This window comes from Ruegeria sp. CDSA246, assembly GCF_059611225.1.
On record NZ_JBXWPD010000017.1, the window covers coordinates 33,454 to 57,201 of the forward strand.

The window sequence follows — 23,748 nt, forward strand, 5'->3', positions numbered from 1 at the left end:
TCCAAAAGTTCTGGCCCATTAGGCCAGGCGCGTAAACAACCGCTAGCGCCGCGCGGGCTTACTCTTGCGACGATCCTACGGTTAAAATCTTCCCATTACTCCAAACCAGAGCCTCATAACAAACCTCGGCTCCTGCGCTTCCGCACCCAAAAAAACTATGCACCCCAACTGGCACTAACGTTTCGATTGCAATTTAGAGCGACGTAATCGCATTGATCACTGCTTCTCGGCTCTGAACAGCGCCAGTTTGTAGATATTCCATAGCTTTGAGAGCAGCTTCATGGGCTTGGACAGATGACCCGCCAACGCAATCTTCTACTACGCGGCAGAAGTAGTCTGATTGGTGGCCATCGACGAATGTGTAGTGCACACAAACATCTGTCAGCCCGCCGCACAACAAAAGTGTGTCTACCTTTAAACCTCGTAGCAGGATTTCGAAATCGGTTCCGAAAAATGCAGAATACCGTCGCTTCGGGACGATGTAGTCACCTTTGCGATATCCCATCTCATCTTTTGCAACCTCCGTTCTTGGATCGCCTTCGAGACAGTGTATGTCTTCGTCACCATCCAGTTCACGGCCGAAGTCTATCCTATCGGGACGATGGACTTCTTGGATGAAAATGACTGGCACATTGTAATCATGTGCGGCATCAACCAAATCACGCGCAGCGATCATGCGCTCTTTGTAGCCCGGCATGTTGTCGATGGAGCGTACTTCGCTGTTATCAATAAACGTGCTCTTTTGAATGTCGATTACGATTAGGGCAGGTCTACCCTCGATCAGTTTCCTAGCTTGTTTGGTTTTAGTTGTCATGTTCGACCTCCAATTTGCCAGGTCGTCCTGAAGAAATGCCCTTGTTGGGCCGGGTCGTCCCAGCGGGCAGATCAATTTTGACTAAATGTGCAACTGAGTATGGTCAAGACCGTGCTGCGTTGTTTTGGAATGAAAACTATATGCTCGCGCCCAGGGCAACATTGCCCGCAAACTGCCGTTAGGGGTTAAGTGTTGCGATGGTCTGTACCCAGCTCAGAATGGGCAGCCAAATACGGAATATAGCAATTCAGAAAAATTGTGACTTCCAACCAGCGGCTACTCAATTGCAGTGCGAAATGTTGCGGTAAGCCGTTTGTTCAAACCGTGATGAGGCTCGGCTGAGGAACCGTAGTGCAACTCTGCCAAGGCAGCGATGTCATTGAAAATGACTACGGAGCCGCCTTCTTCATTCGCGTAAACCAATAGTTTTTGGCAAAAGGCATCCAAACCAATTGCCGGAAAGCCCGCCATAGCCACGCCACCGGGTGCTGGTCCGCCGAACAGTAAGAGAACTGCATCCGGCAGTTCCACCCCCAGATGGGACGCTTCGGTCGCAAAATCGATTTCCCCAAACCAGACAGTATCGTCCTGCCCCATCACGGCTGCCCTGAGACGTTCGACTGCCTCTGGTACGCTGAGCTGAGATCGCAGTTCGATGACCCCATAGTCGGTAAACAACCCGTTGGTCGGCGCTGGTGTTGCATCCAAGTTGTTTAGAACTTCGAGCATCTTGCTATGAAATGTATTTAACGCTTGTGTGTCATTCAGACCATGCCGCACTTTGAGAAACTGAGAGTCTGTATAGGCGATCTGCGGGCGATCATCCTGATCGAAGGAAAGAACGCGAAAAGGAAGGTCCAGACCTGCTCGTACGTTCTCTTCCAGAATGGGCGTGTTTATCTCTGGATCAGAGAAAATGAGTACACGTGATGCTGGCATTGCTACGCCTTCAGCTTTGGCCAAGCGCGCGTGATCTATCGATGCGATTGGAGTAGCTCCCGCTTCGTCAACGGCAGTCTCAAGCGCTAAGAAGTTTTCGTCCACCGCGGTCTGGACAGATGTCGATTGTGCAAAAGCGGATGTCGCAACCGAAAAAGTTGCAATCATCGAGAGAACAAAGCCAAACCTCACCATTTTACCACTTCCTTTTTTATCGTATTTTTGTCAGGGAAACCGCCGCCAGAGCCGCAAAAGCTATCTCGGCCGCAAGGTAAAAGAGAAGTATCCCGTTCGGAACTCCATCGATAAAAATGCTTAGTATGCGTCCAACGGCCAGTCCCGACATAAACAAAAATAGAACCCACAGCGCGGGGCGTTGTAATTCTGGTTTCGAAGCGGCCGCCAACCAAAACAAAGCGTTTGCCAGATAAAGACCCATAATCGCTCGGAACACGTGGGTTTGGTTCGTCCCTTCCACAGGAAAACCCAGCAAAACTGGGATCGAACTGCCGGGCATTAGACCGTATGATAACGCAATTGGCACGAGGCCGACGGCAGCAAGCAGAAGGACAAATCTAGCACTCATGGAGGACTCCTTCTTGTAGAGGTTTCGCTTTGTTTACAAAACTCCTGATCGGTTTATTGAGGCATCCGATGATCCGAAACGGATGCCCACGCTACGCTTTGAAAGGCGTATCCGACAGGCCAAGTCGAGCTTTCTGAAGAGCGAACCGGTACTGCGCAACCGTATTCAGCTGCGCACCAAACAGATCACAATGCGCCTTCGTCGCCCAGGAACTCGATACCAGCTGTCGCGCCATCACTGTAAGCAATGCAATTCCAAGGAGCACGATCCTCGCCAACGCCGACTGTGACCTGTGTTCCCGCCTCGCTAAACGCGGATGAGAGCACCACGACTTGCGAATTGTTTGTCGTATTGGCTACATCTCGCAAACACGCCTGCTGAGCCGGCGTGAGCTCGGCGGACGCGCTTGATGTACTCGTATCGTCGCAGGCCGCAAGCAGTGTGAAACAAGTTGCGCCCGCAATCATCACCATCTTGTTAGACATTTTCTTCTCCCTCTGGTTCCCTTGAAATTAGTGAAATTGGATGCGCTTGTTTGAAGCTCTCGCGCCTGTGCAGCCAATTGAACATACCTTGATCCTGTGACTACCTTTCCCAAAACTTGCCGTGGGGGGCTTGGTCGGCGGGACGATATTTTGTTGACTATCGGGGCCGCCAATAACGTGCGAAGGCTGAATGACGCCACTAGCAAACGCTAGAGCGAATTCAGGAGAGAGGGCGAGTTCGTTAAGTCTAAGCATCGCGTCCTCCCAGCGCTCAATCATTATAAAGTGCCTTCCGACCGCTAGCACTCACTCCAGCAGTCGGAAGGGCTCGGCACAGCGAGCAGCAACGACAACAACGGAAGTAAAATAAAGTTGTGTCGAATTCGCATGTTTGAATCTAATTTTTAATAAATCAATATTTTTTCTGCGCGTAAATTTCTCTACGCTCTCGTACGATAGGCCTCTGCGTTCAAGCAAAAAAGTAAGTGGGAGCTGCGAGTGTGTTCCCCTGAGCAGCGAAGCGATTTGAGGCCGCACAGAAACAATGAAGGGATTGAAAGATGGGATTTGGTGAAGCCGTTAAGACGTGTTTCTCGAAATACTTCCAGTTCTCCGGTCGGGCTATACGCTCAGAATACTGGTGGTTCTTCTTGTTTGTGGTTCTCGTGAGTGCTGGTTTAGCTGTGCTGGATACGATCATATTCGGGACCAACCCAGAAACTGGGCAAGGATCTCGGGTCCTGTCCTCTGTTTTCCAGCTGGCTGTTCTCATACCTATGCTGGCCGCCGGTTGGCGAAGGCTGCATGATACAGGACGACCTGGCTGGTATTTGCTGCTGCCGATGGCGCTCAGCATTACAACGCTATTTGTTATGCTGGGTGGGGTGGCGTTCTTTTCGGTATTGGAGCAAGGGACCGAAAATCCCGATGCATTGCGAGGACCTGCGGCCGTCCTGGGTGTGACCGGTATCGTTGTTGTCTCAATCCTTCAATTGGTTCTGTCCATTCTGATGATCTGGTGGCTGACACGACCTCCCCAAGAAGGCGCAAACGAATACGGCGAACCTGTTTCCTGATCTGGCTGTCCGGGCAATTGGCTGGAACTTCTGCTGAACGACAGTGCGAACCGTAACTCAATGGAGAGAAAAAAATGAGCTGCAAAACCATTTCCATTGGAATGCTACTGATGGCAGTGGCGACCACAGCATCAGCGGAGTGGTCTTTCAGCTCCGGGCCCAACCCCAATGCGTTTATTCAGACAGGAAACATGACGCTGGAACTTCAGTGTGACCGTATTCGCTTTGCTCCGGCTGGATTCGAGGACAGCCAGGACATTGCGGACAAGCAGGGGCTTTCCATTCGTTTCTTGAAGAACGGCACCACCGAAGTTGGAGCATTTCAGGTTGGCGCAGAAAACGCTGCCGTGCAGATCGTCGACAACTATCCCGTCGAGGTCAGTTTCAATAGTCAGCCGGACTATGGTTTTGTTCTGGACCAGCTTGCGGCTAATGCATCGGTTAATCTGTCGATGATTGATCAAGATGTCAGCTACGGAATTTTTGACTTGAAAGGTTCCAGCGCAGCAATTCGGTCCCTTCGTTCTGCGTGCAACTCGGATGTTAGCCAAGAGGCCTCATACGAAGCACCCGAAGGCATCGTCTATTGTGGTGGCGGAGCGATAGAGCGCGTGATCGAACCCGTAATTTTGGACAATCCAGAGGGGGAGTGGGACGCGCGAGTAACGGTTAACGGCGAGCCGATCAGAGCCATGACGGCCTACAGTTACTTCGGAAACTCTGAGCCGCCCGCCGGATTTGTCGTCGCCCTCCTTGGGGAGGACAGGTCCGAGTTTCTGATTTTTAGCGAAGGCTCGGCAAACTGGCTGGAATACGGGGACTACAGGTATGATCAGTGCAATTGATATCTCCTTCCAACCAGCTGCCAAAGTAGTGCGTCAGATGAAATGTTTGGCTTCCGGTATGGTGCTGGTTTCGGGTCTAGGAAGCGTGTGGCATTTCAATTCTCGGGTGGTGATGTCGCCCATGCTCATGCGCATCTGATACCGCTTCTCGACAAGTACGATGTCATCTCGCGACGCTACATCGAGCAAGAAGTAATCACCTTCAAACCAATCCCGAATCCGGGGAACAACGAGCTCCGAACCTTTGCCAAACTAATTGCGGATGCTCTCGACCGATGATGTAACTTTGGGCTCTTACCGATATTCTATGCCAAGGCCGGTCAGTTGTTACTCAAGTCAGACTGAAGCACCAAGATACATTCCGCTACGTCGTCTTTTCTCATTGATCTGGTACTGACTTCGACAGATAGAGAGGTGTGCGGTGGCTGTCTTCCTTCGCAAGTGGCGCATGTCAAAGCGCTGCCGGAGGACCTCCGGTGGCATTTATTCATGGCTTACGCACCAGCCACAGGCCCTATCAGAGGACGTCATGCCCTTTTCACCTGACGGTCAAGACCGCGCTACTCGCGCCATTGACCCATTGCCAATACGCCTTATCAAGCGCGCTATACTGGTTCTTGTCGGCCTGTTTTATTTCCTCTTCGTGGCCTTTGCCCCTCTTCTTTGCGTTCGGCGCAGAGGGTTTCGGGGTTGGTATTGGCGCCTGGTGAAACGGTCATGTTCCCGCCTGCTGTGGCTCCTCAGCATCCGCGTCGAGATGCGTCCTGAGGAAAAGAATGCCCTCGCCGCCGACACCAACAGCATCATCGTGGTTAACCACCGTAGCCATCTCGATGGCTTCAGTCTCATGCATGTGGTGCCCGACACCAAATGGTTCACTTTCGCGGCGAAATCAGAGTTCTGGAACAGCAAACTCCTGCGTACTGGTTTTGATGGAGCGGGTCTCGTCCCTATCAACCGGGATTCCGGTTCAACGGCCATGGATACGCTGACAAAGGCTGTCAGGGAAATGCCTGCCCGTTGTTCCATTGTGCTATTCCCAGAAGGCACCCGGGCCAAAACAGAATCGCTAGGGGACTTTAAGGCGGGTGCTGTATTAGTCGCCCGAGAAACCGGCCGCACGATCACCCCTATTGTCATCCACGACAGCGATAGTCTACTTCCACGCGGCAAACATTTACCGCGCAGCGGGACGATCCGTGTGGAGGCTTTGCCAACATTTACGTGCGATCCTACCGCTAGTGTGGATGAGGATCTGGCGCGATTGCGCAGGCAGATGATGGCTGTATTTGAGCGGTGAAGTCTGTTTGACAGAAATATGCAGAAACCGAGTTTGTTGAGTTTCCGCTACGCGTAGCGGCAGATAACAGATTTGCAGAGCAGTTGTACTTGTTGGTGGGATTTTCTCCAACGGGTATCGATATTCGAAGACCTAGTTAGTACCCGTATTTCAGTATGCTCTTGGCCATTCGTATTTATGGATGGGCTGCTTGGTATTGTCTCTGAATTCTCAGAAGAGAATGGACAATTAAGTGCCCTGATCTCGCGATTCTTGCCGGAGGCAGAAAAAGCAGGGGAGACACGAATTTGCCAGATGCTGTACGACGTATGAGTGACCAAAAGCTAACACTAAGCTGCCATCAGACCACCAGCATCGCCTGCGATACCGACTATGCAATCATCGCCGATCTGAATGCGATTTGCCGGGCTTTCCCCTCCGAGTTCCAGTTTGGGTGAGGTTAACCAGAACGCGCATTGCCACGGGGTCATTTCACGTGGCAGGGCTTTCAACACTTTTTCCATCAAAGGAAGCGGGGTTCCATCCTGAGCAAACTGGAAAGATGGATAGGCGTTGGCTCCTTTGTAAGGTAAAGAAAGTACCTTCCCGGTTCGTGTCCAGATGTCGGCTATCCGCGTGATCTGCCAGGAGCCCTTCTGCCATTGTGCGTGCACGCCTACATCGTCCAGCAACGGATACTCACGCGCAAAGTCATCCATCCGGATGTCATTGACCGCGCAACAATGCCCCTCGAAATTATGCAAATACATCTACTTACTCACTGAACTCACTAACAACTCATGAAACGATACTGCCAAAAAACCGTTCTAACCAAAGTTAAGAAGTTCACATTGGGCAAATTAAACTTCAGCTAACCTCGTTTTTTTTGCCTAACGCGCTGAAATTATTGTTAGTTTGCTTACGACGACCCGCCGTTCTAATGCTCGTAAAACCAGTTCTGAATTCTTGGCTTTGTTACTCATTGGTGTATTAATCCTCACAAGCTGAGGGCATTGGCCATGAATCTACCGAACCAATCTCTGGTTTGTTGGTGATCAACATCATCGCGTTGGACAAAGCCGCCTGTCATTCTGTCCAGTGTTGGAAACTAGTACCGAGCGCGGGCTCTCTTTTCTACGATCACGATCCTCGTCGTCTGACACTCCGGCAAAATGACAAACAGTCCTGATCCTAAGATTAGCGTGACACCAAGCGGGATGGGGAGGTTTTGTATTTCTACCGACCTAAATTCCTTTCTCTGGTCACAATACGGACTGACCATTCCAAAAATTTCCTGCCGCCACCTTGAATTTCTGGACTAATCATTCCAAATCATGCGCATGAGCAAAAAAACTCTCCCAAATGGCGACATCAAATCATCCGCAGGTCCAGGTAGACCTCGTGCCTTTGACGAAGCTGAGGCTTTGGAAAAAGCCTTGTGCGTGTTTTGGCACAAGGGCTACGAGACCGCGTCCGTGGACGATTTGACCAAGGCCATGGGTTTGAGCCGGTCCAGCTTCTATGGAACGTTCGTCAACAAGCAGACTTTATTTCACAAAGCTCTCAGGCACTATTCAAGGCGTGGTTTAAAAAATCTGCGTGACGTTGCAGATGCGAGCGGAAATGACCCCGTTGGTGCGATAATGGAAGCTTTGGCGAACCCACAAGGTGGTCGTGACGGCTGCATGCTGATCAATTGCCTTACGGAGCTTGCTCCTCATGATGATGAAGTGGCGGCTCTCGGGCGACAGCATTTGGAGAGTATTGACGAGATTATTGCGAGAGCGCTTGAGCCTTCAGATCCGGGTGTGGCTCTCGACAAGGCGCGCGCCTATGCCTCCCTTGCAATTGGCACGCTAGCCTTGCGCAAGGCGGGCGTTCCCGATGAGCAGATATCGCAAACCCTGAAACAAGCCCGGTTGGTGATTTCGCCATAAGGCCCCCCGCCACCATAAGGAAATGAAACCTAACACAAACTCAAACAAGAGACAGCGATCCTAATATTGGACTAATTGGTCCAATAATATCTGAACGAAGTTTACCAAAGAAGGAAGCAGCAATGGCTGATGAAAAACTGTTCTCCGGCATCAAAGCTGGTGCAATCGAGCTGAAAAACCGCATTGTCATGGCGCCATTGACCCGCAACCGGGCAAGAGCCGAGGATGACAGTGTCCATGAATTGCAGGCCAAGTACTACGCCCAGCGGGCGGGTGCAGGTCTGATCATCACGGAAGCTTCGCAAGTCTCGCCCCAAGGCAAGGGCTATGCCTGGACGCCCGGCATTTATTCCAAAGCGCAGATCGACGGCTGGAAAAAAGTGACTGAGGCCGTCCATGCCAAGGACGGGAAGATCGTAATCCAGCTTTGGCATGTGGGTCGGATTTCCCATACCAGCTTGCAACAGGACGGTGGCGCCCCTGTTGCACCATCCGCAATTGGAGCTAAGGCCAAGACGTTTGATGGTGAGCAGTTTGTTGAAACATCTGAACCGCGGGCTCTGGCCATCGAAGAAATTGCTGGCATCGTTGCGGACTACCGGAGGGCCGCGGAAAACGCCAAAGAGGCCGGTTTCGACGGTGTCGAGGTCCACGCAGCCAACGGATACCTTATTGATCAATTCCTGCGGGACGAATCCAATAAGCGTGAAGACGAATACGGCGGTCCTGTCGAGAATAGAGCACGGTTCCTGAAAGAGGTCATGGACGTGGTTGTCGATGTCTGGGGCGCCGACCGCGTTGGTGTCCGCCTCAGCCCATTCTCGGACGCCAACAACATCTCCGACAGCGACCCACAGGCGACATTCACCCATGCGGTCAAATTGCTGAATGGTTATGGGCTGGCCTATCTCCATCTCGTGGAGGGACAGACCGGCGGCCCGCGCGATATTCCGGAAGGTGGCGATCTGAAGGCGCTCTATGAATTGTTTGACGGTGCGAAAATGGGCAACAACGCTTATGACCGCGAAATGGCGATTGAATCGGTTAAGACCGGTGCCGTCGATCTGGTGGCTTTCGGCCGACCGTTCATTTCCAACCCGGATCTTGTCAGTCGGCTGGAGAAAGACACCTCGCTGAATGAGCTGGATGCAACTACCCTCTACGGCGGTAATGAAAAAGGATACACCGACTACCCGGCACTGGAAGAGAAAGCGGTTGCCGCAGAGTGATGCATCACTCTTAACTCCTTGGTGACAGGCAATACCAAATAGAGTGAGCGCGCCGGTTTGGACGCGCTCACTTCGCGGGTACGGCAATATCCTTTCTTGAAGCGGGGTTCTGTCAAAAGTCTACGAATGGACTGCTTCTCTCCGATTGCAGCGATTAAGAGAGGCTTTTGAGTTTATCTTCAGCGTCTCTTTGAGTTGGCGAAATCCAGGTTTCAGCAGATACCTCGTCCGAGAAAACGAGCTGCGTAAGTCGGCCTGAAGGATTTTGGCCTTATCTGCTGCGCAGAGTTGGTCCTTCGTATTTGCTGGTAGTCAGGTAACGTTAGGTTGGGAGTACGATATGGAATTACCAACACTGACGTACGAAATGATAGCCGTACTGAGTCTATTGTCTTTTACGGTCTTACTTTTTGTTACCGAGATTATACGAATCGATGTCGCAGCAATTCTTGTAATGGTACTGCTTGGCGCACTGAGCTATCTACCGGGGCTAGGTAATCTAGCCGATGTATCCAAGCTCTTTGAAGGTTTTTCCTCGAACGCCGTGATGTCCATCATCGCAGTTATGGTAATTGGGGCTGGGCTTGATAAGACTGGACTTATGTCAAAGGTCGCTGCCTTGATCCTCAAAAATGGTGGTACGACAGAGGCCCGGATAATTCCCATAATATCAACAACGGTTGGTGTCATCAGTTCTTTCATGCAGAACGTAGGAGCTGCTGCGCTTTTTCTGCCTGTTGTGAGCCGCATCTCAGCACGTACGGAAATCCCGATGAGTAGGTTGCTTATGCCCATGGGGTTTTGCGCGATTCTGGGTGGTACGATCACATTGGTCGGGTCGTCGCCCCTCATCCTGTTGAATGACCTGATTGTTTCGGCAAATTCATCCCTTCCGGCTAATCAACAAATGGAGACATTTGGGTTGTTTTCAGTCACGCCTATCGGTGTGATGCTGGTGCTGACAGGGGTGCTTTATTTTGTGCTCTTTGGTCGTTGGGTTCTCCCTGAACAGCGGGAGCGTGGAGAAGACGCAAGCTCAGCTCGGTCCATGCAGACCTATGTCGAAAACACATATGGGCTCAGGGCTGATATGTTCGAAATTCGTGTTCCTGAAGGCTCGATCTTGATAGGACAAACGCTCGCGGATGTCATGGTCGCCCATAACATTTACATTCTCGGCACATCTTATCGCGGCCACAAGGTCATCGCGCCGATGGCTGATACCAAGATCGAAGCCCCGGCGCGGCTCGCTGTGCTTGGCCTGCGTCGGGTGGTTGAGCAACAGTTCGTTGAGCCTTACGGCTTAGAGATCCTACCGCAACTAGACGTCTTTGCAGATGATTTCGCCGCAACTCAATCGGGGGTGGCAGAGGTTGTTATTCCACCCGGTTCTTCAGTGATCGGCCAGACTCCGATTGATTTGCGTCTCCGTCAGACACATGGGCTATCTTTGTTGGCCATTCAGCGAGGCGAAGAAACACTGAGCCATGTGGAAACTGAAGATCATGCTGCAACGCATATCGGGCAAGTCCCTTTGCAGGCCGGTGATACGTGTGTGGTGCACGTGCAGTGGGACCGTCTGACACGACTGATGTCGGACAGGGATTTTGTCGTCGTAACTTCGGACTTTCCCCAGGAAGAGTTACGGCCACACAAGGTCGGTTGGGCGCTCGCCTTCTTCCTAATAGCGTTGAGCTTAATTCTGTTCTCTGATCTGCGTTTGTCGCTGTGCCTATTAATTGGCGCTGTTGGCATGGTTTTGAGCCGGGTGTTATCGATTGATGAAGCCTACGAGTCGATCAGTTGGAGCACAGTCTTTCTACTGGCTTCGCTGATCCCGTTGGGCCAAGCAGTTCAGAACACTGGCACTGCGGATTGGATTGCCGCGCATGTGTTGGCCCTCCTGAAGGGTTGGCCGATCTGGTCGTTGCAAGCAGGGATCGCCGTTTTGGCGACTGCGTTCACGCTGGTCATGTCCAATGTAGGCGCAACTGTCCTCCTGGTGCCGCTAGCAGTTTCTATTGCCGTATCCGCGGGTGGCAATCCGGCTGTGTTTGCTCTCACCGTGGCAATTTCAACGTCCAACTCATTTTTGATCCCAACACACCAAGTGAACGCGTTGATCATGGGCCCGGCAGGCTACCGGGTGGTCGATTTCGTTCGCTCGGGTGGAATCATGACTCTACTTTTCTTGGTTGTCTCAATGACCGGACTTGCGCTCTTCTTCTGATGCGCTTCTTGGCGATCCGCATTGATGAACTCTGCTTCAGCTGAGAAGAACTGGTAAGATGAGGTCTTTGAGACCAATCCTTTTGTTGGAGCAGCAGATCCGAGATCTATGCAAATGGACCTTCGCTGCGAGCAAGAGAAGAAGGGCGGCGAACAAATGCAAACCTGACGTCGACATACGCTGGTACTGGACCGTTTTTGTTTCATCGATCACTGTTGCTTGGCCAATATCGTCGGCATATTGGAGAGTTCACAATGAAGTTCCTTCGAACACCTGATCATCGGTTTGACGGGTTGCCAGATTTCGCATTCGGCCCGAACTATCTTGATGTGGAAGATACCGAAGGCGGTCGTCTCCGAATGCACTATTGGGACGAGGGACCGGCACAGGCACAGACAGTATTGTTGATGCATGGAGAACCAACCTGGTGCTTCCTGTATCGGCGCATGATTTTGTTGTTCAAAGATGCGGGCCATCGAGTTCTGGCTCCTGATTTGATTGGGTTTGGACGGTCGGACAAGCCAAGTGAGCGATCCGACTTCACCTACCAACGCCATGTAGACTGGATGTCCGAGTGGTTGCGGAAAGTTGACCTAACGGGCATCACATTGATTTGCTAGGAGTGGGGAGGACTCATCGGCTTGCGGCTGGTTGCGAGTATGCCCGAGCGGTTCTCTCGGGTAGTTGTTGCAAACACGGCCTTGCCCACCGGTGACACGCCCTTGGGCGAGGCATTTCTTTCATGGCGGGAATACTCGCAATCCGTTCCTGAATTTAATTCGGGACGCATTGTATTCGGTGGCACAACATCCAAGATTTCCGACGAAGAGGTCGCAGCCTACAACGCACCGTTCCCGGATGCGCGCTATCTGGCATGCGCTCGACAGTTTCCAATGTTGGTGCCCGACAAACCCGACAACCCTGCTTCAGAAGCCAACCGAGCCGCATGGAAAACCCTCAAGACCCTCAACACTCCGTTCTGACCGTTTTTGGAGAAGATGACAGGGTCATGGCAGGAGTAGACAAAGTGTTCCAAAAGTCGATCCCAGGAGCCGCCGGTCGAAACCATACCGTGCTACCAAAAGCCGGGCATTTCATCCAAGAAGATGCTGGCACAGACTTGGTACACGTGACTCTGAAATTCATTGAGCAGTCTTAGCGGCTATCAGTTGGTGCAACCCGCCGGAATGTTCGCCTCTAAAAGATATTCGCCTTTGCAGCAGTTTCCGGCCAAAAGGGCGGTTACTGAAGGTTATCCTGAGCTACGGCTTAGATATTCCTCTTCGATTCAATTGATTCACTAACAGCTAGGACAGGCGTGAACAGCGCAGCCAATCGCAGAAGCGATTTAGTGTCTTCCCCTGCGGCCTTAACTCACACCAAATTTGCGACGCAAATGCTCAGCTAAGGCCGTTATGCGACGTGGTTGGGCTCGGCTAGGCGGAAACATCATTTGCAAAGGTTTCGGCGGTGGGAGGAAGTCGCGCAAGACAGAGACAAGTCTGCCAGATCGAACATCGTCGCCGACATCAAGCTCCGACTTCAATACGACTCCATGGCCTGTAATCGCCCAATCGCGGATGAGTGATCCATCATTGACTATTCGATTTCCTTTTACCGATACGCGCTGGGCACTTGGTCCTGATCCAAACTCCCAAACGTTGTCGATCATGTCGCCAAACCTCATGACCAAGCAGTTGTGGTTTAATAGATCTTCTGGTTTTTCAGGCGTTCCGAATGAGGCCAGGTAACTTGGGGACGCACATACGAAACGTTGGTAGCTTCCTAGATTTCGCAACCTGAGCGAGCTGTCTGTGATGTTGCCGAAGCGAACGGCGAGGTCGAAACCCTGGCCCACAAGGTCGACATAGCCGTCCGAGAGGGACAGTTCGATTGAGACAGCAGGGTTCTCTTCGGTGAATTCGGCAATAACCTCGGAAACAAAGCTACGTCCCAAGTCAATGGGCGCGCTTATGCGAATTGGGCCAGACAGAGTTTCGGCGCCGCGCCGAACAAGTGTATCCAGGTCCGCAACCTCACTGAGTATGCTTCTTGCTCCGTCAGCTAGTGTCCGGCCTTCTTCGGTAAGGCTAATGGAACGGGTGGTGCGGTTGAACAAAACCACTCCGTAATGTGCCTCGAGAGCCGCGAGCCGCTCGGACACTGTCGTGCTCGACATCCCTGTCTCGCGCGCCGCGGCCACAAGACTGCCTTTCTCGGCTATGGTCAGAAACAAGCGAAGATTGTCTAAATGCATTAAACGGAATTTCCGGATTATATGTTCGATTATACCCCGTTTATCCCGAAAGTACTGCGGCGTAAATCTAACGCATCGCGCCAATACACAAGGGACCTATTCTAATGGCCAAGTTGACAATCGTCGCCAACATCAAAGCCAACCCCGACAAGATCGACCTCGTAAAGGGTGAGCTGATCAAGCTCATCGATATAACCTGTGCCGAAGAGGGTTGCATTAACTATGACCTGCACCAGGACAACGACAACCCGGCTCATTTCGTGTTCTACGAAAACTGGGAAAGCCGAGAGCTTTGGCAAACCCACATGGGTGCTCCGCACCTTGCGGCGTACCTGGAAGCAACAGAGGGCGCCGTTGCAGAGTTCACGTTGAATGAGATGACAATCATCAGTTGATACAGAACCGGACAAAGGAGCACGTTATGAAAGCCGTGGGATACCGTGAGACAGGGTCGATTGAGCGGGCGGATGCCTTAATCGACTTCGATACCGACAGACCGACGCCGAAGGGGCACGACTTGTTGGTCAAGGTGCAGGCCGTGTCAGTGAACCCAGTCGATACGAAAATTCGTCAAAAACGAGCGCCTGCAGGTGCAGCACCAGATATTCTGGGGTGGGACGCAGTAGGGATCGTCGAAGCAGTTGGCGAAGCGGTTGAGACTTTTAGTCCGGGACATACAGTTTGGTATGCCGGGGCGATAAACAGACCGGGAACCAATGCTGAGTTTCATCTGGTTGATGAACGTATTGTCGGAGCCGCGCCAAAATCCATACCTGCAAAAGCAGCTGCGGCGATGCCGCTAACGACGCTTACTGCCTTTGAGATGTTGTTCGACCGCTTGCGAGTCCAAGATGCCGTTTTCGGCGGGACCAATACGTTACTGGTTATTGGTGGCGCAGGCGGTGTCGGGTCAATTACCATTCAATTGGCGCGGGCTCTCACTGACTTGACGGTGATTGCCACTGCGTCCCGACCCGAGACACAAGACTGGGTTCGAGAGCTTGGCGCACATCATGTCATCAACCATGCGGAACCTTTTGGCACACAACTCGGGGTTCTCGGTATCGAAAGCGTGGATTTCATCTTTTCAACGAACCATTCCCAGGTTTACGCGGCTCAAGCCGGAGAGGTGATGACACCTCAAGGTCGCTTTGGGTTGATCGATGATCCTGAGACCTTTGACATCGCGCCATTCAAACCCAAATCGATCTCATTGCATTGGGAGTTCATGTACACTCGCTCGCTTTTTGGGACTGAAGATATAAACCGTCAAAGCGAAATTCTGAATCAGGTTGCCGGGTTGATAGACGATGGAAAGATCAGATCCACAGCAACCGATACACTTGGTACAATCAATGCTGCAAACTTAATGAAAGCGCATGCTATCCTCCAAAGTGGCAAGGCCAAAGGAAGGCTCGTGCTTGAGGGTTTTTAGATGAGAATTGAACGTCTAGATCACGTAAATATCGTGACGACAAAATTGCCTGAGATGGTTACTTGGTATGAAGAGGTCCTGGGTTTGAGACCTGGGGCCCGCCCTGATTTTCCGTTTTCCGGGGCTTGGTTGTATGCGGGTAATCACGCCGTGGTTCACCTTGTGGGTCGCGAAGGCACGCCAAATGTCGGCTCCGAAGTGAAGCTCAAGCTCGAGCATTTTGCGCTCTCAGCCACGGGGCTGAGCGCATTCGAAGAAAAACTGATCTCGGGTCAAATCCAGTACCGCAAAACTGACGTCCCAGGGGCTCGAATGGTCCAAATCCATGTGGCCGATCCTGATGGAAATCATATTCATATAGACTTCGAAGAAACCGAGTAAGTGGCTAGCCCTCGAAATAGTTGGAACGCAAAATCAAGCTCCTGCCGACTAGTGGTCGAGATCCTTGCCGGGTTGCTTCCAAGAATTACTCGGACCAACATTTTTGGGCGGTACAAACGTCGATTCGGAGATCAGCATGCCGGACCTCGAAACAAACAAGAAAAACGTCATCGCTTTCTACGAAATGATGTTCAACGAGTGTCGACCTGCCGAGGCCATAGCAACCTTTGTTGGTGAAACCTATACGCAGCACAACCCACATGTTGGCGACGGCAAGCAAGCCTTTGTCGAGTATTTCGAGCGCATGGCTGCCGAATACCCCGGAAAGCGAGTGGACATCAAACGCGCCTTTGCTGAAGACGACCACGTTGTTCTGCATTGCCACCAAATCTGGCCCGATGGTCTTGAGTACGCAGGGATCGATATTTTTCGCCTGGATGTTGAAGGTAAGGTTGTCGAGCACTGGGATGTTCTTCAGGAAATTCCAGCAAAAAGCGCGAATGACAATGGCATGTTTTAACTTAACCGTTCTGACCACGGTGCATGTAACTTTGAAGACTCCTGTCGGCTGAACCACGATAGTCAAACGACGTAAGTCTGATCCAAGAAACCCGCCGAAGCGTATCTATCAAGAACCATTTAGAAAGGAGATAATTATGCTTTCGAAGAGTATTCTTACCGCGACACTTGGATTGTTTGCAGCTACTTCGCTTCAAGCTGGTGTACAAATTCGTTTCATAGAAGGCGCACCCAAGGACCGTTTTGTTTTGACAAATGTCGGAGCGTGCGAAGTAGATGCCTCGACCCTCAAAATCGACTTGTCGCAATCTGCCGGACGTCTGATTTTCGACGTTACCGAAAAAGGCGCAGGTGTAGAGGTATTCCAACCTCTCGAATTCGTTGAGGGTGCAGATGCGCTGCGTCAACTTCCTTCGGTTATGGACGGGCAAAATACAATTGAACTTGAGATCGCCTCCCTCGCAGCCGGAGACACTCTAGCCTTTACCATCGATGTAGATGACACCATCGGGCAACGCGAAATCACCGTAACAGGGTCGGAGATCGAAGGTGCTACGGTGTCTTATTCCGACGCGGATGAGACCTGGACTGCGACCTTCTCTTCGGACGCGCTTGTCCATGTGACGACCAAGGACTGTTGAAAGCTATCCTACAATGTCGAATTGGTTGATCCGCATAACATTTCTTGCGCTTGTGTTGGGAGGTGGCATCCTGATCGGTACACTGACTGCACCTGGCGATTGGTATGCGCAGCTTTCTAAACCTGCTTTCAATCCACCAAATTGGATATTTGGCCCGGTCTGGACGGTGCTTTATGTGTTGATCGCCATGGCGGGTTGGCGCCAGTTCGAAGCAGGCCGAAGCTCCACCAAAATGAAGTTGTGGTGGGCGCAGATGGGTCTGAACTTCTTGTGGTCCCCAACCTTTTTCGTATTGCAAATGCCGTGGGTGGCCCTTGTGGTCATTGTCGCGTTGCTGGCTGTCATCGTCGTGTTCATCGCTGAAGTCAGGCACATTGATCGAGTCTCTGCACTGGCCTTCCTGCCGTATTTAGCATGGGTCGCATTTGCCACGGCGCTTAACCTTTCCATTGCGATATTGAACTGAGGAAGAACAATATGCGTGGCAACTTCGTTGGGCTTGTTTCAGGTCTATTTATCATCGGATCTACTATGGCACAGGCTGATGGAAATCTTGCTGAGGACTTCTCCGAGGCTCCAAAGACGCGTTGGGACTACGTTGCCGACACTGTTATGGGAGGGGTCTCTTCAGGGCAGGTGCAGTTTCGTTCGGAAGGTGAAGTTGCATTCGCGCGGCTGACCGGAACCGTGAGTACAGAAAACAACGGTGGCTTCATCCAGTTTCGACGCAAGTTGCCTGATCGACCAGATGCGAGTGTTTCGGGCGTCAGGCTCTTGGTCCGGGGCAACGGCGAACAATACTTCGTTCACCTCAGGACACGTGGCACGGTGCTTCCATGGCAATACTATCAGGCCCAGTTCGCAACTTCTGAAGAATGGACCGAAGTCTCTTTACCTCTGTCTGACTTCAAGGCTTCAGGTGCTATGTTACGCGCTATTCCCGTTGCTGACGAAATCACTTCAGTTGGAGTTGTAGCCTTCGGGCGCGATCACGAAGTACTCGTAGATATCAGTAGGATTGGTTTCTATTGAAGTTCGCCCAAGCGAGGGGCTGCAATCTTCTGTTGCACCAATCAGATTGGGCGGCTCAATAAATACAAGCGACTATGCAATTTCAATAGTCTTTGCTCATCTTTTTCAAGCGACTAACTTGGTTCCATGGAACAAGTCGCTCGACTAACCGAATGGATGATTACAGAAGGTCGTCGCTCCGGCGATCCCGTAAAGGTGGTGTCACAGTTCTGTTCCTCCTTGATCGAGGCCGGAGTTCCGCTGTGGCGAACAAACATTGGCCAGCGCTTTGCCAACCCATTGCTTATTGCTTGGGGGGTAGTTTGGACGCCTGAAGGCACCGACAGCTACGACGTCACCCATGAGACGATGTTGACAGATGGTTATGTCGGGAGCTCATTCGAGTATATTCTTGCGAACAGAAAGCCACTTCACAAAAGTCTCCGGCAACTGGACTTAGAAACAGAGCATTCATCCTATCTGGAATTTGCAGAGCAGGGCGGCACTGACTACTATGCTACTTTGCTCTATTACGGTGATGGATCGTTGCATGGTTGCACCTTTGTTACGCAGTCGCCGGGCGGATTCTCTCTGGAGCATCTAAGACTGATTGAAGCGGCATTACCGGGCCTTTCTTCCGCTCTTGAGCCCGTAACGATGCGCAAATCGTCTAAAGGTTTACTTCGAACTTATTTAGGAGATGGACCTTCCGAGGCAGTCTGGAGCGGCAATATAAAGCGCGGTGAGCGAACAACTCTGGATGCCGTGGTTATGTTTTCTGATCTGCGAGGCTTTACGGCACTTTCCGAGACCTCTCCGGAAGAAGAAATCTTTGACACGCTTACTGACTATTTTGATCTGGTGGTCAAAGCCGTAGAAGACAACGGTGGAGACGTTCTCAAGTTCATGGGCGACGGCATCCTATCAGTCTTTACTATTGAAACTCAAAATGACCACGCCGACCGATGCCGCATGGCAGCGTTCGCAGCCCAGAGCATATTGAGTGGTTTGACCTCTCTCAATTCACGACGAGACGGCATTCAAAAACCGCCTTTGGACATTGGTGTTGGAATTAACGTTGGGCAGGTCAGTTACGGTAATATCGGCAGCCCCGGCAGGCTTGACTTTACAGTTCTGGGCGGCGCGGTAAACGTCGCAAGCCGAATTGAAGGCTTAACAAAATCAATCGGTCGGAGAGTTTTGGCGACGTCAGCTGTTGCAAGTGCTTCACCAAACATGTTCGTCAGCTGTGGAGATCACGAAATACGTGGCCTTGCTCAGCCAATTGAGCTGTTCTTTCTCTCTGAACGTGCGCCTTAATATGGTTTGTGCTTCTGGTGGTTGTGGCATTGCCAAACGGGAATTGCATACACCATGCGTTGAAGCACATCGTTCATTATCAATTTCCACGTTCTAAGATTGTGACATTTGACTACACGCGCACCTTGCCGGAAGGATCACTGCTGCTTCCCACGGGCGGAGACTTTAAGATGTTTTGAGAATTTTACTGCTTGCTTGAGCTGATGCAGGTTGCGCCTAGTCCCGCTCACGGTCCAATGTTTCGCGAATGAGGGTCAGATTAGGTAAAGAACTGTGAAACGGTTCAGGCCCCAGTTCGAACAAAACTGGACCAAGAGCTTCTGACATCTGCTCCATACAAGCTTTCAATAACTCTACGCCTTCCGGTGTAGACCGAGCAATTTTCGAACGCTTATCATTGGGGTTGGATTCAAGGGTAATCAGGGCATGATTTTCAAGACTGGAGAGCATGTGCGTCATCGAAGTTTTGGGCACTTGAAACGCTTTCGAAAGTTGCAGTGGTGTCTCTCCCTCGGGGCGCCGGACCAGGTGGCCCAATATGCCAAATTGGGTTGCGGTCATTCTGCCAGGTAAGAACGCTTCAAGCTTGGTCGAGATCAACTGATTGATGATCCCGACCTCGGTGAAGAACCGGTAGACTTCGTTGGGCTCATCCTCAGGCTTCATTCAGAATTCGTGTCTCCAGCGGCCAGCGGGGTGTGGCAATTGGTTCAGGCCCATACCCCAAACGCAGCAACATTTGCACCGTGTGGCCCGGCGACGCAAGAAGCTCATGCGCCAGAGCGTATTCATCGGCCATCTCAGGATACTCCTGAAGGGCCTGACTGACCGGATGAACGCCCAGGCCCATTTCGGTTGTCTTCAGATAAAAACGCATCAATTGACGTCCGGCATCGAGTTGATCGCTTCGCGTATTTGTGGCTGTCGTAAGGATTGCGTATTGCGGCGTCGCGTCTAGCATGGCGAAGTAGCCTCGCATGTGTGACTGAGTGCCTGGGTGGTCAACGTTCATAAGGGTCTCATTATCCAACAAGCCGGTAAGTCGCAGCGTTTCCAGCATGGGATCACGTAATTCAATCCCGTCCGGGTTGGCGTTGATTTCTGCTTTCCCGATCCGCATGAGGTCGACGGACTCTTTCAAGGTCTGCGGTGTACGCATTTCGATTTCAAAAGCGCGTTTCGTTAGGTCTCGAACACGGGCCACTAGATCCTCATCGGAAATCAGAGTGGCATAGTTTTCAAGGACCGAGGTTTCCGCCTCGGACAGCCGCTGTTCAGTGTATGGTTCTTTGTTGGAATGCCGTTTGAGGATTTGATCTGATAGTGGATCGGATGTCCCGCCCGGCACGAACACTGCTTCTGCGATGGGTCCGTCATCCCCATCTGGCAGTAACTTGACCTCGGTATCGAACCCGAGAGCACCTGCTGCTAGAATCATCGTCTCAACAAAGGCGCCGAGGCCAATAAAGAGCTGGCGGTGGTAAGGATCGGTTTCCGGAAGCTCGCGATCAGGATCACGTTGGATGCGCACCTTGTCTTGTCCAACCAACTCGACCAGCCAAGGTTGCAAGTTGTGTGGATTGGGGGCGAGAATTGCGTAGGACAAAGCGGCTTTGCGTGGGTCGTCATACGGTTTTGGCGTCCACGGAGCCAGCGCGGCATGCGGCGTGCGTGTAGCGAGGAACGCAACCGCACCGCTTGCCGCCAGTATTGTGCCTCCGCCTAGAATCTTGAGAAAACGTCTTCGGTTTGGCATCTTGACTCTCCAATAGTACGATATCGAACTAATTTAATACGAATCCGTACTATATCAACCCCAATCGATGCAGTGATTGGTTGAGTGACTTGAAAAAAGTAAATCAAAACAGCCGAAGGCAACGGCGGACTGCCGTTGTAGACAAGTATTCGTAGCGCCTTTTATGCCGAAAATAGGCAGTTATTTTAGTTGATTAACGACCGGACACGAGAAGATCAGAGGCTGGTGAGCCGATGCTTTTCGAGTATCCCGCAAAGCATAGCCTGTGCTTGCAGCCTGTGTTCTCGATGACGTTCGCGGGCGGCATCTGGACGACCTTCACTAATCGCTTGAAAAACAACCCGGTGATCTTCATTGGATTTGACGGGCAGGGGTCTGATAAACAACGTCGTTGCGCGCGCGCGACGCACTTGATCGCTCATCATGGCGACAATCGCTTCGACACGTTTGTTGCCGCCCAACCGAACGAGCTCCTGATGAAACAACTCGTCGGCCTCGGCCCAGGCTTCAAGGTCTTCGGCTTCGATGGCTTGGTCCATCTTTGCAATTGATCCGGCAAGTACTGCCAGTTCATCCTCTGAATAACCCGCTTCGGCAGCGCGCTGTGCTGCGAGACTCTCGAGTTCCGTCAGTATGTCGTAAATTTCACGCATATCATCTGATGAAACAGGCAGTATCCGAACGCCCTTTCGGGGCCGCATTTCCAGCAAGCCCTTACTTTCCAACATCAGCGCAGCTTCCCGTATCGGGGTGCGGGACATGCCAAGGGTCTCGGCGAGTTCCGACTCCAGATGGTCAGTTCCGGCTGCAAGTTCGCCGGACAGGATCATCTTTCGCAAATCCCTGACAGCGCGTTGCGTATTGGAAAGAGTTTTTGCGTCCTGATCCTTCACGGCGTCTCCAGGTTGATCTTTCGTCCCTCCGCGGCCGAGAGATAGATGTTCTCTTCGATGCGGATCACGTCCAAATAGTCGCGAGCCGTGTTTTCCAACGGCGTGCCCCGTAGAAGGCCTGAAACGACGTGACTTTGCAAGGCGTGGACACAGTCTCCTCCAAATCCATCGTGATCGCTTGGAGGTAGAATCTGCTGTCGCTCCTGTTTTCCAAAAGCGCGGAGCTCGACTGAACCGTCGCCGTTAAGAACCAGTGATCCTTCCGTTCCTTCGATGAGCGCTTCGCCCATGGTCTGACGCAGGTTTTCGGCGCTGTGGTCAAGGCATCTATTGCCATCGAACAGAGCTCTTAAACCGTTGGCGTGGTCAAACAGGATGTAACCTGCGTCCTCGCCTGCGATAACTGGGTTAACTTGGCGCAAGTCCGCATAAACTGCGCTGGGCGCATCGAATAGAAACCGGAACGTGTCTACCCAGTGAACCGCTGTTTCATGAACCAGGAAACGCGGCATGTCCTGAAAGTACGGCTGCCGGTCTAGGTAGGCTCGTGGTCCCTGTCCGTCGCCGGGCCGAAGCCGGAAAGTAGCTTGGAGAGGTGTACCAATTCGACCCTCGGTCATCGCCTCTTTGATTGCGCGATACCAAGGCTGGAAGCGGAAGTTCTCGTGTACAACAATAGTTGCCCCAACCGCTTCAGCCTCTGAAACAATCTTCTCAGCTTCATCCAGAGATAAGCAAAATGGCTTTTGGCAGATCAGCCACTTGATACCAAATCGCAGTGCCGAGCGGATTGCCTCGGCCTGCGCCACAGGCGGAAGGATAATGTCTACGAGATCCGGTTCTTCCGCCTCCAGCATTTTTGACAGATCATCGTAAGCGGCCAGTCCTGTTTCTTTCGCCTTGTTGATATCACGGTTGCAGGATGCAATCGGAACCGCTCCGGGCATTCGGGACCAGCTTTCGTAGTGGAATTTGCTGAAGTATCCCGCTCCAACACACGCAACCCTGATGGCTTGTTGAGTATTCATGCCCGCAATGCTTCAGATACTGACGCGGCTGCATCCTGCGTTCCGGCGGTGCCACCTAGGTCGCGGGTCAAGTTCTGTCCGTTCGCCGTCACCTTTTCCACGGCTTCACGCAATCGTTCGCCGTCGCTGGACAGGTCTGGATGATCATGGGTGAACCCCAACCATTCAAGCATCATTGCTGCGGACAGGATCATCGCAAACGGGTTGGCAATACCCTGTCCAGCAATGTCCGGAGCGGAGCCGTGGCAGGGTTGGAATACAGCGTGGTTCAACCCGATATCCGCTGACGGAGCCAGTCCAAGACCACCCATGAGACCCGCACCAAGGTCTGAGAGGATGTCTCCGAACATGTTCTCAGTCACCAAGACATCAAATTCCCAAGGCTTCTGGACCATCCACAGAGCGGTAGCATCAACATAAGCATGGTCTGCTTGTAATTCGGGATGGTGGGCGGCTTCTGCATCAAACATCGATCTGAAGAACGCAAAGGCGCGGAATACATTGGCTTTGTCGACACATGTAACTCGACCCCGACCGCGCCCGGTTCTTTTGCGGTTCTGGGCGAGTTCAAACGCGAACCGGAACAGTTTTTCGGACACCTCACGAGTGATCAGCAGAGTTTCACGTGCTTCGTCATCGGTAACTTCGCCAGCGCCTTGGGTGAAGAACAGCCCTTCTGTGCTTTCGCGTATCAAGACAAAGTCGATCTCTTTTCCACTGGGGAGCGACAAAGGGGTCATTTGTCCGCTGCTTACCTTTACTGGCCGCACACCAGCAAAAAGTCCCAGTTGCTTTCGCAGATCAATCTGCGGTGAAATCTCGGTTCCGTCAGGATATCGAACATCCGGCAAACCCATTGCAGACAGCAGAATTGCGTCAGCATTGCGTGCAGTTTCGAGTGATCCAGCCGGAAACGATTCTCCTGTTTTGGCGTAGTGGCCTGCGCCTGCCGGCGCGTCTGTAAACGCCAGCTCGTAGCTGGGACTGTTGCCCGAGAGCTGGCGCAGGATTTCAAGCGTAGGGGCCATAATTTCCGGGCCGATCCCGTCCCCGTGGAACACCGCAACATCGTACATTTTTTTCATCT

The 23,748-nt window shown here is 52.0% G+C and carries 27 protein-coding genes; 16 read left to right on the top strand and 11 right to left on the bottom strand.

All coding sequences use genetic code 11. The annotated features are described in order from the left end of the window. Nucleotides 1-193 precede the first annotated feature (193 nt). From AC2FI9_RS19195 to AC2FI9_RS19210, 4 genes are all read right to left on the bottom strand, one after another. Nucleotides 194-814, bottom strand: coding sequence for an isochorismatase family protein (locus AC2FI9_RS19195; protein ID WP_321250554.1), 621 nt, complete (start codon nucleotides 812-814; stop codon nucleotides 194-196). A gap of 276 nt (nucleotides 815-1,090) precedes the next feature. Continuing rightward, nucleotides 1,091-1,921 carry a DUF302 domain-containing protein gene (locus AC2FI9_RS19200; RefSeq protein WP_496769866.1) on the bottom strand — a complete coding sequence of 277 codons (831 nt, stop codon included), beginning with the start codon at nucleotides 1,919-1,921 and terminating at the stop codon, nucleotides 1,091-1,093. Nucleotides 1,922-1,964: 43 nt separating this feature from the next. After that, the gene (locus AC2FI9_RS19205; RefSeq protein WP_496769868.1) at nucleotides 1,965-2,339 is read right to left on the bottom strand and encodes a DUF4345 domain-containing protein; all 375 of its coding nucleotides are present in this window, start codon (nucleotides 2,337-2,339) and stop codon (nucleotides 1,965-1,967) included. A 185-nt stretch (nucleotides 2,340-2,524) separates the two neighbouring features. Next, on the bottom strand, nucleotides 2,525-2,824 hold the full coding sequence (locus tag AC2FI9_RS19210) for a hypothetical protein (protein WP_117870867.1): 300 nt from the start codon (nucleotides 2,822-2,824) through the stop codon (nucleotides 2,525-2,527). Nucleotides 2,825-3,384: 560 nt separating this feature from the next. Between AC2FI9_RS19210 and AC2FI9_RS19215 the strand changes: the two genes are divergently transcribed. The 3 genes from AC2FI9_RS19215 to AC2FI9_RS19225 all read left to right on the top strand — a co-directional run bounded on the left by AC2FI9_RS19215 (nucleotide 3,385) and on the right by AC2FI9_RS19225 (nucleotide 6,045). Next, entirely contained in the window at nucleotides 3,385-3,900 is a 516-nt protein-coding gene (locus AC2FI9_RS19215) for a DUF805 domain-containing protein (protein WP_496769870.1), read from the top strand. Nucleotides 3,901-3,974: 74 nt separating this feature from the next. After that, nucleotides 3,975-4,745: a hypothetical protein gene (locus AC2FI9_RS19220; protein WP_496769872.1), complete on the top strand. Its 771-nt coding sequence runs from the start codon at nucleotides 3,975-3,977 to the stop codon at nucleotides 4,743-4,745. A gap of 529 nt (nucleotides 4,746-5,274) precedes the next feature. Next, nucleotides 5,275-6,045 (top strand): lysophospholipid acyltransferase family protein, encoded by a 771-nt coding sequence (locus AC2FI9_RS19225; RefSeq protein ID WP_058282256.1) that lies wholly within the window; start codon nucleotides 5,275-5,277, stop codon nucleotides 6,043-6,045. A 329-nt stretch (nucleotides 6,046-6,374) separates the two neighbouring features. Here the strand turns inward: AC2FI9_RS19225 and AC2FI9_RS19230 are convergent, their stop codons facing one another. After that, entirely contained in the window at nucleotides 6,375-6,743 is a 369-nt protein-coding gene (locus tag AC2FI9_RS19230) for a hypothetical protein (RefSeq protein WP_298855186.1), read from the bottom strand. 621 nt (nucleotides 6,744-7,364) lie between these two features. Between AC2FI9_RS19230 and AC2FI9_RS19235 the strand changes: the two genes are divergently transcribed. The 5 genes from AC2FI9_RS19235 (at nucleotide 7,365) to AC2FI9_RS19255 (ending at nucleotide 12,403) form a co-directional block, all read left to right on the top strand. Then, nucleotides 7,365-7,961: a TetR/AcrR family transcriptional regulator gene (locus tag AC2FI9_RS19235; protein ID WP_209834485.1), complete on the top strand. Its 597-nt coding sequence runs from the start codon at nucleotides 7,365-7,367 to the stop codon at nucleotides 7,959-7,961. A gap of 122 nt (nucleotides 7,962-8,083) precedes the next feature. After that, on the top strand, nucleotides 8,084-9,190 hold the full coding sequence (locus AC2FI9_RS19240; protein ID WP_496769875.1) for an alkene reductase: 1,107 nt from the start codon (nucleotides 8,084-8,086) through the stop codon (nucleotides 9,188-9,190). Between the two features lie 340 nt (nucleotides 9,191-9,530). Beyond that, nucleotides 9,531-11,420, top strand: a complete 1,890-nt coding sequence (locus AC2FI9_RS19245; RefSeq protein ID WP_496741305.1) for an SLC13 family permease — start codon at nucleotides 9,531-9,533, stop codon at nucleotides 11,418-11,420. A gap of 254 nt (nucleotides 11,421-11,674) precedes the next feature. After that, complete coding sequence (locus AC2FI9_RS19250; protein ID WP_496769877.1) at nucleotides 11,675-12,040, top strand: alpha/beta fold hydrolase; 366 nt, start codon at nucleotides 11,675-11,677, stop codon at nucleotides 12,038-12,040. Nucleotides 12,041-12,061: 21 nt separating this feature from the next. Continuing rightward, nucleotides 12,062-12,403 carry an alpha/beta hydrolase family protein gene (locus AC2FI9_RS19255; RefSeq protein WP_496769879.1) on the top strand — a complete coding sequence of 114 codons (342 nt, stop codon included), beginning with the start codon at nucleotides 12,062-12,064 and terminating at the stop codon, nucleotides 12,401-12,403. 386 nt (nucleotides 12,404-12,789) lie between these two features. Here the strand turns inward: AC2FI9_RS19255 and AC2FI9_RS19260 are convergent, their stop codons facing one another. Continuing rightward, the gene (locus tag AC2FI9_RS19260; protein WP_496769880.1) at nucleotides 12,790-13,677 is read right to left on the bottom strand and encodes a LysR family transcriptional regulator; all 888 of its coding nucleotides are present in this window, start codon (nucleotides 13,675-13,677) and stop codon (nucleotides 12,790-12,792) included. 104 nt (nucleotides 13,678-13,781) lie between these two features. Between AC2FI9_RS19260 and AC2FI9_RS19265 the strand changes: the two genes are divergently transcribed. The 8 genes from AC2FI9_RS19265 (at nucleotide 13,782) to AC2FI9_RS19300 (ending at nucleotide 18,984) form a co-directional block, all read left to right on the top strand. Next, on the top strand, nucleotides 13,782-14,072 hold the full coding sequence (locus AC2FI9_RS19265) for a putative quinol monooxygenase (RefSeq protein ID WP_496769882.1): 291 nt from the start codon (nucleotides 13,782-13,784) through the stop codon (nucleotides 14,070-14,072). 26 nt (nucleotides 14,073-14,098) lie between these two features. Further along, nucleotides 14,099-15,112, top strand: a complete 1,014-nt coding sequence (locus AC2FI9_RS19270; RefSeq protein ID WP_496769885.1) for a zinc-binding alcohol dehydrogenase family protein — start codon at nucleotides 14,099-14,101, stop codon at nucleotides 15,110-15,112. After that, nucleotides 15,113-15,493, top strand: coding sequence for a VOC family protein (locus AC2FI9_RS19275; protein WP_496727397.1), 381 nt, complete (start codon nucleotides 15,113-15,115; stop codon nucleotides 15,491-15,493). A gap of 136 nt (nucleotides 15,494-15,629) precedes the next feature. Beyond that, nucleotides 15,630-16,013, top strand: coding sequence for a nuclear transport factor 2 family protein (locus tag AC2FI9_RS19280; RefSeq protein WP_496769887.1), 384 nt, complete (start codon nucleotides 15,630-15,632; stop codon nucleotides 16,011-16,013). A gap of 136 nt (nucleotides 16,014-16,149) precedes the next feature. Beyond that, nucleotides 16,150-16,653: an aggregation factor core gene (locus tag AC2FI9_RS19285; protein ID WP_496769889.1), complete on the top strand. Its 504-nt coding sequence runs from the start codon at nucleotides 16,150-16,152 to the stop codon at nucleotides 16,651-16,653. 13 nt (nucleotides 16,654-16,666) lie between these two features. Further along, complete coding sequence (locus AC2FI9_RS19290; RefSeq protein ID WP_496769891.1) at nucleotides 16,667-17,119, top strand: TspO/MBR family protein; 453 nt, start codon at nucleotides 16,667-16,669, stop codon at nucleotides 17,117-17,119. Between the two features lie 11 nt (nucleotides 17,120-17,130). After that, a complete protein-coding gene (locus tag AC2FI9_RS19295) occupies nucleotides 17,131-17,685 on the top strand; it encodes a CIA30 family protein (RefSeq protein ID WP_496769893.1) in 555 nt (184 codons plus the stop codon). Between the two features lie 126 nt (nucleotides 17,686-17,811). Beyond that, nucleotides 17,812-18,984, top strand: a complete 1,173-nt coding sequence (locus tag AC2FI9_RS19300; RefSeq protein ID WP_496769895.1) for an adenylate/guanylate cyclase domain-containing protein — start codon at nucleotides 17,812-17,814, stop codon at nucleotides 18,982-18,984. Nucleotides 18,985-19,200: 216 nt separating this feature from the next. On the opposite strand, the gene AC2FI9_RS19305 is transcribed toward AC2FI9_RS19300, so the two are convergent. From AC2FI9_RS19305 to AC2FI9_RS19325, 5 genes are all read right to left on the bottom strand, one after another. Continuing rightward, on the bottom strand, nucleotides 19,201-19,650 hold the full coding sequence (locus AC2FI9_RS19305) for a MarR family winged helix-turn-helix transcriptional regulator (RefSeq protein ID WP_496769897.1): 450 nt from the start codon (nucleotides 19,648-19,650) through the stop codon (nucleotides 19,201-19,203). Then, nucleotides 19,640-20,740 (bottom strand): Acg family FMN-binding oxidoreductase, encoded by a 1,101-nt coding sequence (locus AC2FI9_RS19310; RefSeq protein WP_496769899.1) that lies wholly within the window; start codon nucleotides 20,738-20,740, stop codon nucleotides 19,640-19,642. The genes AC2FI9_RS19305 and AC2FI9_RS19310 overlap by 11 nt, the downstream gene beginning before the upstream one ends. 215 nt (nucleotides 20,741-20,955) lie before the next feature. Beyond that, a complete protein-coding gene (locus tag AC2FI9_RS19315; RefSeq protein ID WP_496769901.1) occupies nucleotides 20,956-21,633 on the bottom strand; it encodes a GntR family transcriptional regulator in 678 nt (225 codons plus the stop codon). Further along, a complete protein-coding gene (locus AC2FI9_RS19320) occupies nucleotides 21,630-22,661 on the bottom strand; it encodes a Gfo/Idh/MocA family protein (protein WP_496769903.1) in 1,032 nt (343 codons plus the stop codon). The genes AC2FI9_RS19315 and AC2FI9_RS19320 overlap by 4 nt, the downstream gene beginning before the upstream one ends. Then, complete coding sequence (locus tag AC2FI9_RS19325; RefSeq protein ID WP_496705754.1) at nucleotides 22,658-23,746, bottom strand: isocitrate/isopropylmalate dehydrogenase family protein; 1,089 nt, start codon at nucleotides 23,744-23,746, stop codon at nucleotides 22,658-22,660. Before AC2FI9_RS19325 ends, AC2FI9_RS19320 begins: the two co-directional genes overlap by 4 nt. Nucleotides 23,747-23,748 lie beyond the last annotated feature (2 nt).